The 15615-nt window shown below is 67.6% G+C and carries 18 protein-coding genes, 1 tRNA gene and 1 pseudogene; 19 read left to right on the top strand and 1 reads right to left on the bottom strand.

Going from position 1 to position 15615, the window contains the following annotated elements:
• Positions 1-19: 19 nt before the first annotated feature.
• Both GBA63_RS06795 and GBA63_RS06800 read left to right on the top strand, forming a co-directional pair.
• Positions 20-487: an SRPBCC family protein gene (locus tag GBA63_RS06795; protein ID WP_166174653.1), complete on the top strand. Its 468-nt coding sequence runs from the start codon at positions 20-22 to the stop codon at positions 485-487.
• An 80-nt stretch (positions 488-567) separates the two neighbouring features.
• Positions 568-738 carry a hypothetical protein gene (locus GBA63_RS06800; RefSeq protein WP_166174655.1) on the top strand — a complete coding sequence of 57 codons (171 nt, stop codon included), beginning with the start codon at positions 568-570 and terminating at the stop codon, positions 736-738.
• Positions 739-1030: 292 nt separating this feature from the next.
• Here GBA63_RS06800 and GBA63_RS06805 read toward each other — a convergent pair whose 3' ends face one another.
• Entirely contained in the window at positions 1031-2125 is a 1095-nt protein-coding gene (locus GBA63_RS06805; protein ID WP_166174657.1) for a sigma-70 family RNA polymerase sigma factor, read from the bottom strand.
• Positions 2126-2257: 132 nt separating this feature from the next.
• Here GBA63_RS06805 and GBA63_RS06810 point away from each other — a divergent pair, with 132 nt between their 5' ends.
• The 17 genes and pseudogenes from GBA63_RS06810 (at position 2258) to pth (ending at position 15605) form a co-directional block, all read left to right on the top strand.
• Positions 2258-3001: a YcjF family protein gene (locus GBA63_RS06810; protein WP_166174659.1), complete on the top strand. Its 744-nt coding sequence runs from the start codon at positions 2258-2260 to the stop codon at positions 2999-3001.
• Positions 3002-3035: 34 nt separating this feature from the next.
• A complete protein-coding gene (locus tag GBA63_RS06815; RefSeq protein ID WP_166174661.1) occupies positions 3036-4292 on the top strand; it encodes a phospholipase D-like domain-containing protein in 1257 nt (418 codons plus the stop codon).
• Positions 4293-4445: 153 nt separating this feature from the next.
• Positions 4446-6101 (top strand): single-stranded-DNA-specific exonuclease RecJ, encoded by a 1656-nt coding sequence (locus GBA63_RS06820; protein ID WP_166174663.1) that lies wholly within the window; start codon positions 4446-4448, stop codon positions 6099-6101.
• A 3-nt stretch (positions 6102-6104) separates the two neighbouring features.
• Positions 6105-7055, top strand: coding sequence for an ROK family protein (locus tag GBA63_RS06825; RefSeq protein ID WP_166174665.1), 951 nt, complete (start codon positions 6105-6107; stop codon positions 7053-7055).
• Between the two features lie 3 nt (positions 7056-7058).
• Positions 7059-7859 carry a 16S rRNA (cytidine(1402)-2'-O)-methyltransferase gene (gene rsmI / locus GBA63_RS06830; protein ID WP_166174667.1) on the top strand — a complete coding sequence of 267 codons (801 nt, stop codon included), beginning with the start codon at positions 7059-7061 and terminating at the stop codon, positions 7857-7859.
• Positions 7860-7869: 10 nt separating this feature from the next.
• Positions 7870-8361: an NUDIX hydrolase gene (locus GBA63_RS06835; RefSeq protein WP_166174669.1), complete on the top strand. Its 492-nt coding sequence runs from the start codon at positions 7870-7872 to the stop codon at positions 8359-8361.
• Between the two features lie 70 nt (positions 8362-8431).
• Entirely contained in the window at positions 8432-9190 is a 759-nt protein-coding gene (locus GBA63_RS06840; protein ID WP_166174671.1) for a TatD family hydrolase, read from the top strand.
• Positions 9191-9202: 12 nt separating this feature from the next.
• On the top strand, positions 9203-9661 hold the full coding sequence (locus GBA63_RS06845) for an HIT family protein (protein WP_166174673.1): 459 nt from the start codon (positions 9203-9205) through the stop codon (positions 9659-9661).
• A 6-nt stretch (positions 9662-9667) separates the two neighbouring features.
• Positions 9668-10444 carry a 16S rRNA (adenine(1518)-N(6)/adenine(1519)-N(6))-dimethyltransferase RsmA gene (gene rsmA, locus GBA63_RS06850; RefSeq protein ID WP_166174675.1) on the top strand — a complete coding sequence of 259 codons (777 nt, stop codon included), beginning with the start codon at positions 9668-9670 and terminating at the stop codon, positions 10442-10444.
• A complete protein-coding gene (ispE, locus tag GBA63_RS06855) occupies positions 10441-11316 on the top strand; it encodes a 4-(cytidine 5'-diphospho)-2-C-methyl-D-erythritol kinase (RefSeq protein ID WP_228282340.1) in 876 nt (291 codons plus the stop codon). Before rsmA ends, ispE begins: the two co-directional genes overlap by 4 nt.
• A 52-nt stretch (positions 11317-11368) precedes the next feature.
• Positions 11369-11452, top strand: a pseudogene (locus GBA63_RS24290) (NUDIX domain-containing protein); the annotation flags it as partial.
• A 329-nt stretch (positions 11453-11781) separates the two neighbouring features.
• Positions 11782-11852 (top strand) — tRNA-Gln (locus GBA63_RS06865).
• A gap of 46 nt (positions 11853-11898) precedes the next feature.
• Positions 11899-13302, top strand: a complete 1404-nt coding sequence (gene glmU, locus GBA63_RS06870) for a bifunctional UDP-N-acetylglucosamine diphosphorylase/glucosamine-1-phosphate N-acetyltransferase GlmU (RefSeq protein ID WP_166174679.1) — start codon at positions 11899-11901, stop codon at positions 13300-13302.
• Positions 13302-14186: a ribose-phosphate diphosphokinase gene (locus GBA63_RS06875; protein WP_266096308.1), complete on the top strand. Its 885-nt coding sequence runs from the start codon at positions 13302-13304 to the stop codon at positions 14184-14186. The genes glmU and GBA63_RS06875 overlap by 1 nt, the downstream gene beginning before the upstream one ends.
• On the top strand, positions 14143-14292 hold the full coding sequence (locus GBA63_RS24580) for a hypothetical protein (RefSeq protein WP_207957113.1): 150 nt from the start codon (positions 14143-14145) through the stop codon (positions 14290-14292). Before GBA63_RS06875 ends, GBA63_RS24580 begins: the two co-directional genes overlap by 44 nt.
• Before the next feature lie 19 nt (positions 14293-14311).
• Complete coding sequence (locus tag GBA63_RS06880; protein ID WP_166174681.1) at positions 14312-15010, top strand: 50S ribosomal protein L25; 699 nt, start codon at positions 14312-14314, stop codon at positions 15008-15010.
• On the top strand, positions 14946-15605 hold the full coding sequence (gene pth, locus GBA63_RS06885) for an aminoacyl-tRNA hydrolase (protein ID WP_207957114.1): 660 nt from the start codon (positions 14946-14948) through the stop codon (positions 15603-15605). The genes GBA63_RS06880 and pth overlap by 65 nt, the downstream gene beginning before the upstream one ends.
• Positions 15606-15615 lie beyond the last annotated feature (10 nt).

A 15615-nucleotide genomic window follows, 5' to 3' on the forward strand; every position in this document is an offset into this window, starting at 1 on the left:
GACTACAGAAGGGATAACCGTGGCACAGCAGGTACGCGAAAGCATCGAGCTCCAGGCGCCATTGCAGGACGTCTTTGCCTACTGGTCCAACTTCGAGAACTTCCCGAGCTTCATGTCCAACGTCGAAGAGGTGAGGATGACGGGGCAGGACACGAGCCACTGGAAGGTGAAGGGTCCGCTCGGCAAGACCGTTCAGTTCGACGCGAAGACCACGGAGATGGACCCTGGCCGCGGCATCGGCTGGAACACGGTGGACGGTGACGTCTCGACCAGCGGCGAGGCCCGCTTCGAGGAGGTCGCGCCCGGACGCACCCGCGTCGACGTAACCATGAACTACTCCGACCCGCCCGGCGGCGCCGTCGGCGAGGCCGTCGCGAACGTCCTCTCGAACCCCGAGCGGAACCTCAAGGAGGACCTGCAGAACTTCGCGAAGATCGTGGAGCGCGGGGAGCTCGGCGGCCCCGGGGCCCAGTCGCCAAGCCGCTAAACGGTAGAACCCCGCATAAGGTAGTATGGGGTCGTCGGGCTAGACCCGGCGACCTTTGTACGCTCGAGAAAGGGCGGCCAGTGAGCATCGCCATCGTATCCTTGCTTCTTTTGATCCCGCTGGCGATCCTCGGGATCATACTCTTCGCCGTGATCTCCGGACGGGCCACGGGGCGCAACGAGAACCGCCCCGGGGGCACGGGCAGCGACGAGACCAGGCCCGGGGACAGGGGCCCCGGCGGGGAGGAATAGCGGGCTCCTCCCTTCGGTCGTCGCGCACGCTCCGGCTTACGCCTCCGCTTGTCAGCCCGGCGCTTCGCGCCTCGTCAGCACGCCCTCTCCGAGGGCTTTCAGCCTATCAGCCAATCGTCTTGGCGCGTTACGGCTTCGCGACATCTGAACCGACGCGCGACTCGCGGCCCGGTCGGGCCCTCGACGGTAAATAGCTGACCGCTGAGAGCGAGGACCTGCGGAGCAGGCCCGAAGCGTGCTGAAAGCGGAAGCCGAGGGCTGGAGCGTGCTGAAAGCCCGCGAAGCGGGCGTGCTAATCGAGCAGGTCTCTGAGCCCCGCGGCGTGGGGGCTGCTCTTTATCTTGGCGAGGGCGGTGAGTTGTATCTGGCGGATGCGCTCGCGGGTTACGTCGAAGCGCTCGCCGACCTCTTCGAGGGTCTTGGGTTGGCCGCCGGTGAGGCCGAAGCGGTATTCGAGGACCATGCGTTCGCGTTCGGGGAGGCTGCTGAGGGCCTCGCGCATCCTCGCTTTTAGCAGGGAGGACTTGGCGAGGTCGTGGGGGGATTCCGAGTCCTCGTCGGCTATGAAGTCGCCGAGTTCGGAGGAGTGGTCTTCGCCCACGGGGGTTTCGAGGGAGATGGAGCGGCGGGAGACGCGGCGGATGCGGACTATCTCCTCGGCGTCTACTTCCATGATGGCGCCGACCTCTTCGTCCGAGGGGTCGCGGTTCAGTTGGGCCGCGAGGCTGCGCTGGACGCGGTAGTACTTGTTGATCTTCTCGACCATGTGGACCGGCACCCGGATCGTGCGGCCCTTGTCCGCGATGGCGCGGGTGACGGCCTGGCGGATCCACCAAGTCGCGTACGTCGAGAACTTGAAGCCCTTGCGGTGGTTGAACTTCTCGACGGCGCGCATCAGGCCGATGTTGCCCTCCTGGATCAGATCCAGAAGAGAGACGCCGCGGCCTGCGTACTTCTTGGCTATGGAGACGACGAGCCTGAGGTTTGCCTTCGTCAGGTGCGCTTTGGCCCGACGGTCCCCGCGCTCTATGCGCCGGGCGAGGTAGACCTCTTGCGCTTTGGTGAGGAGGGGGGTCTTGCCGATCTCGTCGAGGTACATCTGGACGGCGTCGCCGGTGTAGCGGCTCTTCAGGTCGGCCTCCAGTACCTCTTCGACGAGCTGGGTGTCTTCGTCCTCTTGCAGCGTCTCTGTGAGAAAACCCGCGTCCACCACCTCGACGCCGTGTTCCCGAAGAAGGCCGTAGACTTGCTGGATCTCGTCTGTCGAGAGATCCACTTCCTGGAGGAGTTCGAGCACCTCGCTCGATTCCAGGGTGCCGGTCTCTTGGCCGGCTTCGAATAGCCCTTGTATCTCCTCTATGTCCCGCAGATCGCGCTGTGGCTGCAAGAAACTCTCTCTCCGGAGATTTTAGGTTGGAACCCTTCCGTAGCCTGCACGTAATATATCTTAAAAGGGTCATTTATCAATTCGGGGTCCCGGCAGGGGCTCCGCCCGCTGGTCGCGGAGGAGGACACGCTTATGATGGGGTTAAGGAACCTGTACAAGGTCTTTGCCGAGACGCGCAAGGCGAGCCGGGAGCGGGCGACGCTCGCTGTGGTCGGCGACTCGCCGCGCACGGGGGAGCTGGCCGACCTTCTCGGGGCGCAGCGGAACATGAGGAAGGCCGAGGTGATCCTGACCGTCTCTGGAGACGAGATCTCGCTCTCCGGCAAGGCCGCCGAGGACCCCGGCGAGATACCGCTGCCGCCGCCGGGGGCCACGGAAGAGCTTGCGCCCCGCATCGTGAAGGCGTTGGACGAGGACTACCTGGTGCCGCTGGCGAAGGCTTATCCGGCCCTCAGGCGGGCCTCGTGCGAGCGGATCATCCGCAAGAACGCCCGCGAGAACGCGGTGATAGGTCTCCTGCCGATCCCCGGCGCCGACATGCCGGTCATGACGGCGAACCAGGCGAGGATGGTCTTGCACCTGGCCGCGGCCTACGGGGAAGAGCTCTCGCTGCAGCGGGCGCGGGAACTTCTCGGGGTGCTCGCGGCGGGGTTCGGGTTGCGGGCCCTGACGCGGCAGGTGGTGAAGGTGGTGCCGGTCGGGGGATGGGCCGCGGCCGCGGCAATCGGGTACGCCGGCACGGTGGCGATGGGCCGCTCCACGATGCTGTACTTCGAGCGGGGCGGGCAGAAGGTCGGGCAGGAGGAGATGGAGCAGATCCAGCACCGCGCCGCCGAGGAGGCCAGGGCTTTCGTCTCCCGGCTCAGGCGCCGGTAGGGAGAAGAGGGACCCCGCCGCTATAATCCGTGCCATGAACCTTTCCCTGGGACGGACGTTCTCTGACTTGCGAAGGCTGGCTTTCAGGCTCTTTCTCGCCCTGACGGCGGTGCAGGCGGCCGTCGTCGGCGTGCTGGTGGCCATGGCGCAACTGCGCAAGCGCCGCGCGGGCCCGCAGGGGGGCTTTCCCTGGGAGGACCAGCCGGAGGTCTCGCTGAAAGGGGGGGACAGGCTCAAGCTCTACCCTTACGGCGTCCAGCTCTACGACGCGATGCTCGAGGACATCCGAAACGCGAAGAAGAGCATCTACGTCGGCACCTTCATCTGGAAGGGGGACGAGGTCGGAAAGCGATTCGTGGAGGCGCTGGCCGAGAAGGCGCGGGAGGGGGTCCTGGTCTGCGTGATCTTCGACGGCCTCGCCAACGTCTTCGTCTCCCCCGAGTTCAAGGACTTCCCAAAGGAGATAAACACGCTCCACTTCCGGCCGCTCTGGGGGCCCGAGAACCTCGCCAACCCGCGCAACGTCTTCCGGTACCACAAGCACATCATGAGCGTGGACGGGGAGATCGGCTTCGTCGGCGGCTACAACATCGGCTCGCTCTACGCGGAGAGCTGGCGCGACACGCACATCCGCATCGAGGGGCCCGACGCCCGCGAGATCGAGAACGACCTCGTCGATTTCTGGAACGACCACCGTACCGCCGGCCTTCCGGAGCTCGGGCTTGCCGGGAAGCGCGCGTGGAACTCGGACACCATGTTCCACAGGAACGACCCGTTCATGAGGATGTTCCCCATACGGGCCATGTACATCGAGGCGATAGACCGCGCCAACAGCCACATCTACCTGACCCACGCCTACTTCATCCCCGACAGGGCGATGCGCGCCGGCCTCATAGAGGCGGTCAAGAGGGGGGTGGACGTGCAGGTTCTCGTGCCCGAGCACTCCAACCACGTAACGGCCGACTGGCTCGCCAGACGCCACTTCAGGGAGCTTCTGGAGGCGGGGGTCAGGATCCACCTCTACAAGCACATGATGATCCACTCCAAGACAGCCACCATAGACGGTGTCTGGTCGACGGTCGGCACGGCGAACATCGACCGCTACAGCCTGCTCGGCAACTACGAGACGAACCTCGAGGTCTACAGCGAAGACCTCGCCGACCAGATGGAGAGGATGTTCGAGCTCGACAAGACGAACGCGCGTGAGATCACGGCCGAAGAATGGGACCGCCGCCCCCTCCCCGCGAAGGTGGTCGAACGCGTCCTCGCCTCTTTGAGCCCGCTGGTCTAGAGGCTACAGGTCGCCCGCTTCGCGGGCTTTCAGGCTTCAGGGGTGGTCGGCGGTGTAAAGCCCCGATCGCGCACCCCTGAAGCCTGTAGCCTAATACCCTCTTTGTATAATGACGATGATCTGGGATCGGGTTTCTAGCTTGTGGAGGACTGGTTGGCGCGCTGGCGTTTTCTTGAGCCGGATAGTGGGGCGGTCGACGACCTCGCGCGGGCTGCCGAGGTGGACCGGCTCTGCGCCCGCGTGCTGGCGAACCGGGACGTAAACCCGGAGGACGCCGCGGCCTTTCTCGCGCCTTCGTTGAAGGCTATAGGTATGCCCGAGGAGGAGCCGTGGGGGGTCGGGGCCAGGCGGGTGGCCAAGGCCATAAAGGCCGGCGAGCGCATCGGGGTCTTCGGCGACTACGACACCGACGGCCTGACCTCCGCGGCCGTGCTTTACCTGGCGCTCTCGAACTACACGGACAACCTGACGGTCGCCCTGCCCACCCGCCAGACCGGATACAGCCTGAGGGAACCCTACGTTCGGGACCTCTTCGCCGAGGGGGTGGACCTGCTCGTCACGGCCGACTGCGGCATCTCGAACCGCAGGGAGGTGGCGCTCGCGAACGAGCTCGGGATGGAGGTGATCGTGACGGACCACCACATCCCGCCCGAAGACCCGCCCGACTCGGCCGTCGCCGTGCTCGACCCGAAGCTCTGGGACCCGGACGATCCTCTCGCCGGTGTCGGCGTGGCCTGGAAGTTCGCCTGGGCCGTCGCCCGCGAGCTCGGGGACGCGGAGGGCAAGAAACGGCTCGGGCGCCTGCTCGACCTCGTCTCCGTGGGCACGGTGGTGGACATAGCGCCGCTCGTCGGGGACAACCGGGCGCTCGCCACGATGGGCCTCAAGCACATGAACCGGGGGCTGTCGGCTGGCATCGCGAGGCCCGGCATCCAGGCGCTCGTCAAGGCGGCGGGGGTGCGCGGGGAGCTAAACGAGGAGGACCTCGGGTGGAAGCTCGGGCCGCGGCTCAACTCCATCGGCAGGATCAAGAACCCCCGCCCCGCCCTCGACCTCCTGCTCACCGAAGATCCCAAAGAGGCGACCCGCATAGCCTGGGAGCTCAACCAGCTCAACTCCGAGCGCCAGCGCCGGACGCGGTACGCCGTCGAGCGGGCGATGGAGGAGGTCGACCCGGACCAGGACTTCAAGGTGGTCGTCACGGACGAGACGGGCGGGCTGGCCGGGCTGGTGGCCGGAAGGGTCGCGGGGGCGACGGGTCGGCCGGCGGCGATCCTGCACCGCAGGGCCGACGGTTCCTACGGCGGTTCGGCGCGCGCCGGGGACACGGACGTCGACCTCTACGGCGCCCTCTTCTCCGTCAGGCACCTGATGGGGGAATGGGGCGGCCACCGCAAGGCCGCGGGCCTCTCGGTGAACCCCGGGCAGTTCGACGAGTTCGTCGCGGGCGTCAACGAAGCGGTGCGGGCGCAGCACGCGGAGGACCCCGAGGTCTTCGTCCCGGCGCTCGAGGTGGACGCGGAGATAGCACTGGCTAGCGTGCAGAACGGCCTGCTCGACTGGCACGAGAAGCTCGCGCCTTTCGGGAGCGGCAACCACAGGCCCGTCTTCGCGAGCGAGGGCTTGCGGATCGAGGGCTCAAGACAACTCTGGGAGGGCATGAACCTGGTGAGCCTCGCCGGAGGCGTCAAGGCCAGGATGGCGGGAGACCCCGACGACCTGCCGGACGGGCTTTTCGACGCCGCCTACACCGTCTCCCGCAGCCGGTACTCCGGGCAGGCCGAGCTAGAGATAGTGGACGTGAGGTAGCCTTTGAACGCCGTCGGGGTGGACGTGGGCGGGACCAAGATCGCCGCCGGCGTCGTCTCCCCCGAGGGCGAGGTCCTCGCGGCGGTCCGCTACCCGACGCCGCGCTCTCCCGATAAGCTCGTCGAGACGATGGTCCGGGCCATAAACGAGGTCGGGAGCGGCAAAGACGTGGCAGGGGTCTGCCTCGCCGTTCCGGGCTTCGTTCTCGCGCAGAAAGACACGGTCGTCTTCTCCCCGAACCTGCCCGCCATCGAGGGCATCCCGCTCAAGGAGCGGGTCGGGCCCGAGGTCGGGTTTCCGCTCACCATCGAGAACGACGCGAGCGCCGCTGCGTGGGGCGAGTTCCGGTTCGGGTCGGGGAGCGGGGTCGATGACCTCGTCTTTCTGACGCTTGGGACCGGGATTGGGGGAGGTGTGATCTCGCACCGCGCCCTCCTGCGCGGCGCCCAGGGCTCCGGCGGCGAGCTCGGCCACGTCACCGTCCACGCCACGGGCCCCCGCTGCGCCTGCGGCAACCGCGGTTGCCTGGAAGCCCTCGCCTCGGGCACCGCCATAGGCCGCCGCGCCAGGGAGGCGGCCGTCGAAAACCCGGGCTCGGCCCTGGGCCGCCTGGCCGCGCGGCGGGGGTTGCTCGGGGAGGACGTCACGGAGCTCGCGCGGGAGGGGGACGGGGTGGCGCTCTCCGTGCTCGAAGAGACGGGCAGGTGGCTCGGCATCGGCCTCGCGGGCTTCGTCAACGTCTTCAACCCGGAGGTCGTGGCGGTAGGCGGCGGCGCGATGGAGGCCGGGGACCTGATCCTGGCCTCCGCGCGGCGCGAGATCCGGCTCCGCGCCCGCCCCCCTTCCCGCGACCTGGTCGAGGTCAAAGAAGCCACCCTCGGCCCCGAATCCGGCGTACTCGGGGCCGCCGCCCTCGCCCGAAACACCGACGGCGCGTACGCGCTCGGCGGTTAGCCCGTGCCCCTGGCCGTCGTCCCGACCCCCATAGGCAACCTCGAAGACATCACCCTTCGCGCCCTCCGCTACCTGCGCGAGGCCGACCTCGTAGCCTGCGAGGACTCCCGCCGCACCGGGCGCCTGCTCGCCCACTACGAGATAAAGAAGACCCTCGTCTCCTACCACGAACACAACGAGGAACGCCTGGCGATGGACCTCGCCGAACGGGCAAAGACCGAGCGCGTGGCACTCGTCTCCGACGCGGGGACCCCGCTCGTCTCCGACCCCGGCTACCGGCTCGTCGCCGCCTGCATAGAGGCGGGCGTAAAGGTCGAAGTCCTGCCCGGCCCGTCCGCGCTCGTCACGGCGCTCGCCGTCTCCGGACTACCGTCGGACGCGTTCACGTTTCTCGGCTTTCTCCCGCGCAAGGGCAGGGAGAGGACGGAGATCCTGTCCCGAATCGCCGGGGAAGAGTCTACCTTCGTGGTCTACGAGTCCCCGCACCGGATCGGCAAGACGCTGGCGGAGCTTCCGCCGGGGGCCCGGGTGGCCGTCTGCAGGGAGCTCACCAAGCTGCACGAGGAGGTCTATCGTGGGACGGCGGTCGAGGCCGCGGAGCATTTCGAGGAGGGCGTCAAGGGGGAGATCGTGCTCGTAGTGAGGGGTGGCGCGGCAAACGTCGCGGGCAGCCTGGAAGACGCCGTGGGGAGGGCGCGGGAGTACGTGGCCGGAGGCGAGAGCCCTTCGAGGGCCGCGGCGCGGGCGGCAAGGGAGGCCGGGTTCAAGAAGGGCGAGGTCTACGACCGGGTGGCGAAAGGTTAGCGGAACGGCGGTGGAGGTCCCGTACACCATCTGCTTTTGCCGGTGTGGGGACCTCGTCCTCATGCTGCTCAGGACCAGGCCGCCGAACATGGGGTTGTGGAACGGGCTCGGCGGCAAGATCTCTCCCGGCGAGACGCCGCTGCAAAGCATACGACGCGAGGTGTTCGAGGAGGCCGGGATCGATCTCCGGGAGACGGAAAGGGTGCGTTTCGGGGGCGCGGTTCGGTGGGCGGCCGGCGTGGACCCGACCGGTCCGAGCACGGGGATGCACGCGTTCGTCGCGGACCTGCGGCCCGGATCGGCCCGGGAAGGGGCGCGGGAGACCCCGGAGGGACTGCTGTCCTGGAAGACCCTGGACTGGGTGTGCGACCCCGAGAACGGGGCCGTCGTCAGCAACATACCGCGTTTTCTACCGGATCTCATCCAAAGCGACAGGCCGATGGAGTACCGCTGCGAGTACGATGGGGAGAAGCTGGTGGGGCTTTCGGTCGGACCTCTGTAGCATCGCCGGTCGGCGGTGCTCTGTATAATGCGGCCCGCTGACGTCTGGCGGGGGAGAGGGGATGGGCTAAATGCTGGTGGACTCGCACACGCACCTTCTGCGGCTCGAAATTTCGCCCGAGGACGCGGTCGGGGAGGCGGCGGAGGCCGGGGTCGGGATCGTGGTGAACATCGGGACCCAGATCGAGGACTCGCGGCGCGGGGCGGAGCTCGCGGTCCGGTTGCCCAACGTGTACTCGGCGGCCGGGATACACCCGCACAACGCGGGGACCCACACGTCCGCCGATCTGGAGGCGCTGGCGGAACTCGCGGAGTCGCCCGGGATCGTGTCGCTCGGCGAGGTCGGGTTGGACTACTATCGATCGGAGTGGTCGAAGGAGGTGCAGCGGGCCTTGTTCGAGGAGGCGATCTCGCTCGCCAACGACGCGCGGCTGCCGCTCGTCGTCCACTCCAGGCAGGCCTTCGCCGACACGATGGCCTGCCTCGGGAGCGCCCGCGTGCCCGTCGTCCTCCACTGCTTCGAGGGCGGCGACCGCGAGGTCCGCGAGGCGACCGAGCGCGACTACTACGTGGGCCTCGCCGGAAACATCACCTACAAGAACAACGAGACGGCCAGAGTGCTGCGTCTCATAAACCCGGACCGCCTACTCGTCGAGACGGACGCCCCCTACCTGAGCCCCCAACCCCTGCGCGGCACTAAGAACGCGCCGAAGAACGTGGTCCACACGGCCGCCTTCGTGGCGGAGCGGCTCGGGTACGAAGACGAGGAGTTCGCCGCCCTCACCACCCGCAACGCCCGTAACTTCTACGGCCTGCCGCCCGAAGTGTGAGCGGAGCGCCGCGTGGGCAAGTGGACGGATTCCGAAGAGTGGGGGAAACTTCTCAGCGGCGATGGATGCCCGATCTGCCTGGAGGGCAAACCGCCGGGCGCTATCGCGGAGCTGGAGACCGGCTACCTCACCACCCAGCCGGAGCAGCCGCTCCACGGTTACTGCTGCCTGGTCCTCAGGCGGCACGCCGTCGAGCTACAAGATCTCGAAATCGCCGAGGCCGAGGGGTTTATGAGGGACATGCGCGCCGTGTCCGGCGCTCTCCAGGGCGTCACCGGGGCCGTCAAGATGAACGTGGAGATCCACGGCAACACCATTCCCCACTTGCACGCGCACTTCTTTCCCCGTTACGCTGGAGACCGCTTCGAAGGCGGGCCGATAGATCCGCAAGGGACGGAGCCGATCCGGCTCCGTCCCGACGAGTTCGAGGTGTTCGTCGCCGGTTTGCGGGCGGCGCTGGAAGAGGTGTGAGCGGGGGTGCCTGATTCCGGCAGGCCGAAGAAGAAGCTCGGCCAGCACTTCCTGAAGGACCCCAACACGGCCAGGATAGTCGCCTCCGGCGTCGGGGCCGAGGACGTTGTGCTGGAGATCGGGCCGGGCCGCGGCTTTTTGACGGGCTTTCTGGCCGAGAGGGCGAAGCTTGTCCACGCCGTCGAGCTGGACCCCGACGTGCTGCCCGCCCTGCGCAGGGCCGTGGGCGCGGCTGGCAACGTCCGAATTCACGAGGGCGACGCCCTGCGCTTCGACTATTCGAGTCTCGACCCCGCGCCGAACAGGATGGTCGCCAACCTCCCCTACAACGTCGCCTCGCCGCTCGTGCTGATGTTGTTAGAACGGGTAACGAACCTTCGGACCTTGCGGTTCATGGTGCAGTTGGAGGTGGCCCGCAGGATGGCCGCGACGCGGGGGACCAAGGATTACGGCTCTTACGCGGTCCTGGTTGGGCTTTTGGCCGGGGTCAAGATCCTGCACAAAGTCCCGCCCACGGTCTTCGACCCGCCTCCCCGCGTACACTCGGCGGTCGTGGAGATGGAGCGCAGGGAGCCGCCGAAGGACTACGACCGGGTGAAGGGCCTCGTGCTCGGCGCTTTCAAGAGCCGCCGCAAGCGGCTCGTCAACAACCTGCCGGAACCGGCTCGGGCGGGGGCCCCGCGGGCCCTCGTCTCACTCGGTCACGGGCCGGACGCCAGGGCCGAGGAGCTGTCGTCCGAGGACTTCGTCGGGCTCTACCGCGCGCTCTCGTGGGCGCTGTGAGGCGGAAGATCAGGCTAAAGGCTTTTGCGAAAGTGAACTACGCCCTGGACGTGGTCGGGGTGCGACCTGACGGGTACCACGAGCTGAGGACGGTGTTGCAGAGCGTCTCGCTCGCCGACGGGGTGACGGTGGAGCGCATCGGGAGCGGGTTCGAGTTGCTGGTCGAGCCGGAGAACCTCGGGATAGGGACGTTGGAGCAGAACACGGCGTACCGGGCGCGGAGCCTGCTCGGCGAGCTCTGTGACACGGAGCTTCCGGCCAGGGTGACGCTCACAAAAAACGTCCCGGCAGGCGCCGGCCTCGGCGGGGGGTCTTCTGACGCGGCCGCGGTCCTGCTCGGCCTGGACGAGCTCTTCGGCCTCGGCCTGTCGGCCGAAGAGCTCGGGATCGTCGGTGCGAAGATCGGGGCAGACGTGCCGTTCTGCCTCGCCGGCGGGACCGCGCTCGCGGAGGGAGTCGGAGAGGCTCTGACCAACGTTCCCGCGCCGCCGGATCACCGGCTCCTAATCGCCAAACCGTCCCGCGGGGCCGACACCGGGAAGGTCTACCGGGCTTACGACGCGGCTCCCGTTCCGAGCGTGGACTCCGCGGACCGCGTCCTTGCCGCCCTACGCTCGGGCGACCTGGCCGCGCTCGCCGGGGCGCTCGGCAACGACCTCGCCTATTTCACCAAGGAAGAGCTGCCTGAGGTCGCGGAGCTTGAGGAAAAACTCCTGCAAGCGGGCGCACTCGGGGCCTCCATGACCGGCAGCGGGAGCGCCGTTTACGGGCTGTTCCGCGACGAGGAGGCCGCCGAGCGGGCGAGAGGAAAGATCGAAGCCTCGTTCACGGGCGTTTGCGCGCCTGTCTCCCGTGGGGTCGAGGAGATCTAGCCTGGAGAAGGCGTTCCCGGTCTCGGTCAAAGGGGTGCTCCTGGAGCGGGGGATGGTCGTCCTGCTTCGGAACGAACGCGGGGAATGGGAGCTACCGGGCGGCAGGCTGGAAGACGGCGAGACCCCACAAGAATGCGTGGCCAGGGAGATCCTGGAGGAGTTGAACCTCGAAGCCGGGGTGGGGCCGCTGCTCGACGCGTGGGTCTTCGAGGTATTGCCCGAATCGCGCGTGCTGATCTTGGCTTACGGGTGCTTTGTTGGGGGGGTGGTGAGATGGCGTGTAGCGCGGAGCATTCGGAGGTGGGGTTCTTCGGTCTTGACGAGTTGGACGATATCGTCCTGCCTGAGGGGTATGCAAGGATTATACGGACGTGAGCCGGGCATCCGGCGGTTTCTGGGTCTTCCGGGGTCTGACGGGCCAGGGGGGCTTCGGTATACTTGCGGCGTCGCGGAGCGTTGCGGTTTTGGGGCGTGGCCAAGAGGCAAGGCACCGGGTTTTGGTCCCGGGATCGCAGGTTCGAATCCTGCCGCCCCAGCCCCGGGGCGCGACGAGAGGCTAACGAACAGGAGTAGCGCAGACCGATGCCCGAGAGCTCGCCGATCTTCGCCGTCGTCCTGGCGGCCGGCAGGGGGACCCGGATGAAGTCCAACCGGGCGAAGGTGCTTCACACCCTCTGCGGCGTCCCGATGGTCAACTACGTTATAGAGGCGACCAGGCCCCTCCTCCCCGAGGGGCTCTTCGTCGTCGTGGGACACCAGGCCGACCTGGTGGAGGCGGTACTTCCCCCCGACGCCACGCCCGTCCTTCAAAAAGAACAGCGGGGCACGGGGGACGCGGTGCGGGTGGCGCTGGAGTCCCTGGAAGGGCAGGAGGATGGCGTGTTGCTGGTCGTCAACGGCGACGGGCCGCTCGTCTCCGACAGGACGCTCGGGGAGCTTCTGGAGCGGCACCGTTCCGCGGGGGTCGGGGCGACGGTGCTGGTGGCGAAGCTCGAAGACCCGAGCGGGCTCGGGCGGGTCGTCGAGGAGGCCGGGGTCGTCAGGATCGTCGAGGAGCGGGACGCCAGCGAGGCCGAGCGGAAGAACCGGCTCGTCAACCTGGGGCTCTACGCGTTCGAGCTGGCGGAGATCCGGGACGCCATAGCGGGCCTCGAATCCGGAAACGACCAGGGCGAGCTGTACCTGACGGACGTGCTCGAGACCATCGGGCGGAGGAGCCGGGCGGTCACGTACAAGCTCAAGAACCCGGAGGAGGCGAACCTCGTCAACGACCGGGCGCAGCTCGCGAGGGCCGAGGAGATCCTGCGCCGCAGGATCCTGGACGCGCACATGAGGGATGGGGTGACGGTCAGGGACCCGGCCAGCACGCACATAGAGGCGTCGGTCGAGATCGGCCGGGACACGGTGATCCTGCCCGGCAGCTTCCTGCGCGGCGACACGGAGATCGGCTCCGACTGCGTGATCGGGCCCTCTGCCGACCTGCTAGACACGAAGGTCGGCGACGGCGCCCAGGTCGAGCACTCGGTCGGACGGGGCGCCGTGGTCGGGGAGAACGTCACCGTCGGCCCCTACTCGTTCTTGCGGCCGGGGACGGTGCTCGAGGCCGGCTCGAAGGTCGGCGCTTATTGCGAGGTAAAGAACACGCGGGTCGGCAAGGGGAGCAAGGTCCCGCACCTCTCCTACATCGGGGACACGGAGATAGGGGAGGGGGCGAACCTCGGGGCCGGCACGATAACCGCCAACTACGACGGGCAGAACAAGAGCAGGACGAGCATCGGGGACGGGGCGTTCACGGGCGTCAACACGAACCTTATAGCGCCGGTTACAATTGGGGCGGACTCCTACACAGGGGCAGGGAGCGTGGTCAGCAAGGACGTCCCGCCGGGGAGGCTCGCCGTCGGGGCGCCGGCGCGCGCCATCAAGGAATCACCGCAGAGCCGGAGGAAGCGAGAGATGAACGATGGAGAAGGGGGACTAACGCGGTGATGCACAACGGCCACCTGACGCAGACCACGGAGAAGCGGCTGATGATCGTCAGCGGCCAGGGCTACCCCGAGCTTGCCGAGAAGATAACCGACCGGCTGGACATGGACCTGAGCGGGGTCGAGCTCGTCAAGTTCCCCGGCGGGGAGCTCTACGCCCGTTACCTGGAGAGCGTGCGCGGGGCTGACATGTTCATCGTCCAGTCCTTGTGCGAGCCCGTCAACGAGAACCTGATGCAGCTCCTCATCATGATAGACGCCGCCAAGAGGGCTTCGGCGAAGCGCATAGTCGCCGTCATCCCCTGGTACGCCTACTCTCGCCAGGACCGCAAGACCAAGCCGCGCGAGCCCATAACAGCGAGGCTCGTCGCCAACATGATCCAGGCCGCCGGAGCCGAACGCGTGATGACGATGGACCTGCACACGGGCCAGATCGAGGGCTACTTCACCTTCCCGGTCGACCACCTGACGGCGATGCACACCTTCGTCGACTACTTCGTGGAGCAGGGCTTCAAGGACGCGGACGACGCGGTCGTGGTGGCCCCCGACACGGGCGAGGTCAAGGTCGCCAAGCAGCTCGCGGGGCACCTCAGGCTGCCGTGGGCCATCGTGAACAAGATGCGCGAGGGTCCCGAGCGTTCGGAGGTTACGCACGTCATAGGCGACGTGGCCGGCAAGAGGGTAGTCATGATCGACGACATCATCGCCACCGGCGGGACGCTCGTGAACGCGGCCGAGCGCCTGGAGAAGGAGGGGGCCACCGAGGTCTGGGCGGCGGCCACGCACGGGAGTTCTCGGGGAGGCGTACCGCAAGATCGAGGAGTCTCGCATAAAAGAGGTGGTCGTGACGGACACGCTTCCCTTGAAGAGCGACCAGCCGCGGTCTAAGATCAAGACGCTTACTATCGCCCCCATCCTCGCGAGCACCATAAAGAACGTCTTTACGGACGAGTCGGTGAGCGAGGTCTTTATGGGCGAGAACCAACTTTTCTGAGAGAGGTCAGGAGAAAGAGATGGCGGACAACGTAACTTTGCAGGCGAGGGAGCGCGACGAGCGGGGCAAGAACGCCGCCCGGCGCCTCCGGGCCTCCGGGATGCTCCCGGCGATCCTCTACGGCGACGGGGAGAGCACGTCTCTCGCGGTCGAGACGAGGACGCTGGACTACACCCTCACCCATTTCGGGGACAACGCCCTCTACGACATAGATCTCGGCTCCGGGAACGCGACGGCCCGCGTCGTCGACGCCCACCGGGACCCCGTCACCGGCCTGCTGGTCCACGTCGACTTCGCGCCGGTGAACATGCGCGAGAAGATCGAGGTAACCGTCCCGCTCACGGTCGTCGGAGAGGCCGCCGGCTCCGAGGAGGGCGGCGTGCTGCAGCAGGTGGCGTACGAGATCCAGGTCGAGACCCTGCCGGGGGACATCCCGCAGGAGATCACGCTGGACGTCACGCCCCTCGGCATGAACGAGAACCTCACGCTGGGGGACCTGTCCCTGCCGGAGGGGGTCGAGCTTCTCTCCGACCCGGAGGAAGTGGCCGCCACGGTGACCCAGCCGACGGAGATCACGGACGAGGAGATGGAGGCCGCCGGCATCGTCGAGGAAGAGTCCGACGAGGAGCTTGCCGAGGGCGAAGAGGCCGAAGGTGAGGAGGCCGAAGAGGGCGACGAGGGTTCCGCCGAGGAAGGCGAAGAGCGGGAGAACGGGTAACCTGCGGCTCGCGCGCTCCTTTTTCGGGCGAAATGACGGCGGGGGGCCTTCCGGGTCCCCCGTAGTCGTTGGCCTCGGAAACCCCGGCCGCTCCTACGAACGCACCCGCCACAACGCCGGCTACCTCGTCGTCGAGGAGCTGGCCCGCCGCCACGGCGGCTCCTGGCGCCGGAAGAAGAAGGCCGAGACGGCCGAAGTCTCCGTCGGCCCGAAGAACGTCACCCTGCTAAAACCAACGACGTTCATGAACCTCTCGGGCTCGGCGCTGGCGGGCCGACGGGCGGACGACCTCATCCTCGTCCACGACGACCTCGACCTCGACCCCGGCACCGTCAGGGTCAAGGTCGGCGGCGGTGCGGGCGGCCACAACGGCCTCCGCTCGACGATCCAGAACATAGGCCCGGACTTCACGCGCGTCCGCATCGGCATAGGCCGCCCCCCCGAGGGGTCCCGTATCACGGTAACGGACTTCGTCCTGGGCCGGATGGACTCGGCGGTAAAGGATGCCCTTCCCCTGGCCGCCGACGCGGTCGAGGCCGTGCTGGAGGAGGGCGCCGAAGCGGCCATGAACCGCTTCAACGTGCGGTCGGCGTAGGGGCGATCCG

Origin of the sequence: Rubrobacter tropicus, assembly GCF_011492945.1 — a bacterium.
Lineage (GTDB): Bacteria > Actinomycetota > Rubrobacteria > Rubrobacterales > Rubrobacteraceae > Rubrobacter_D > Rubrobacter_D tropicus.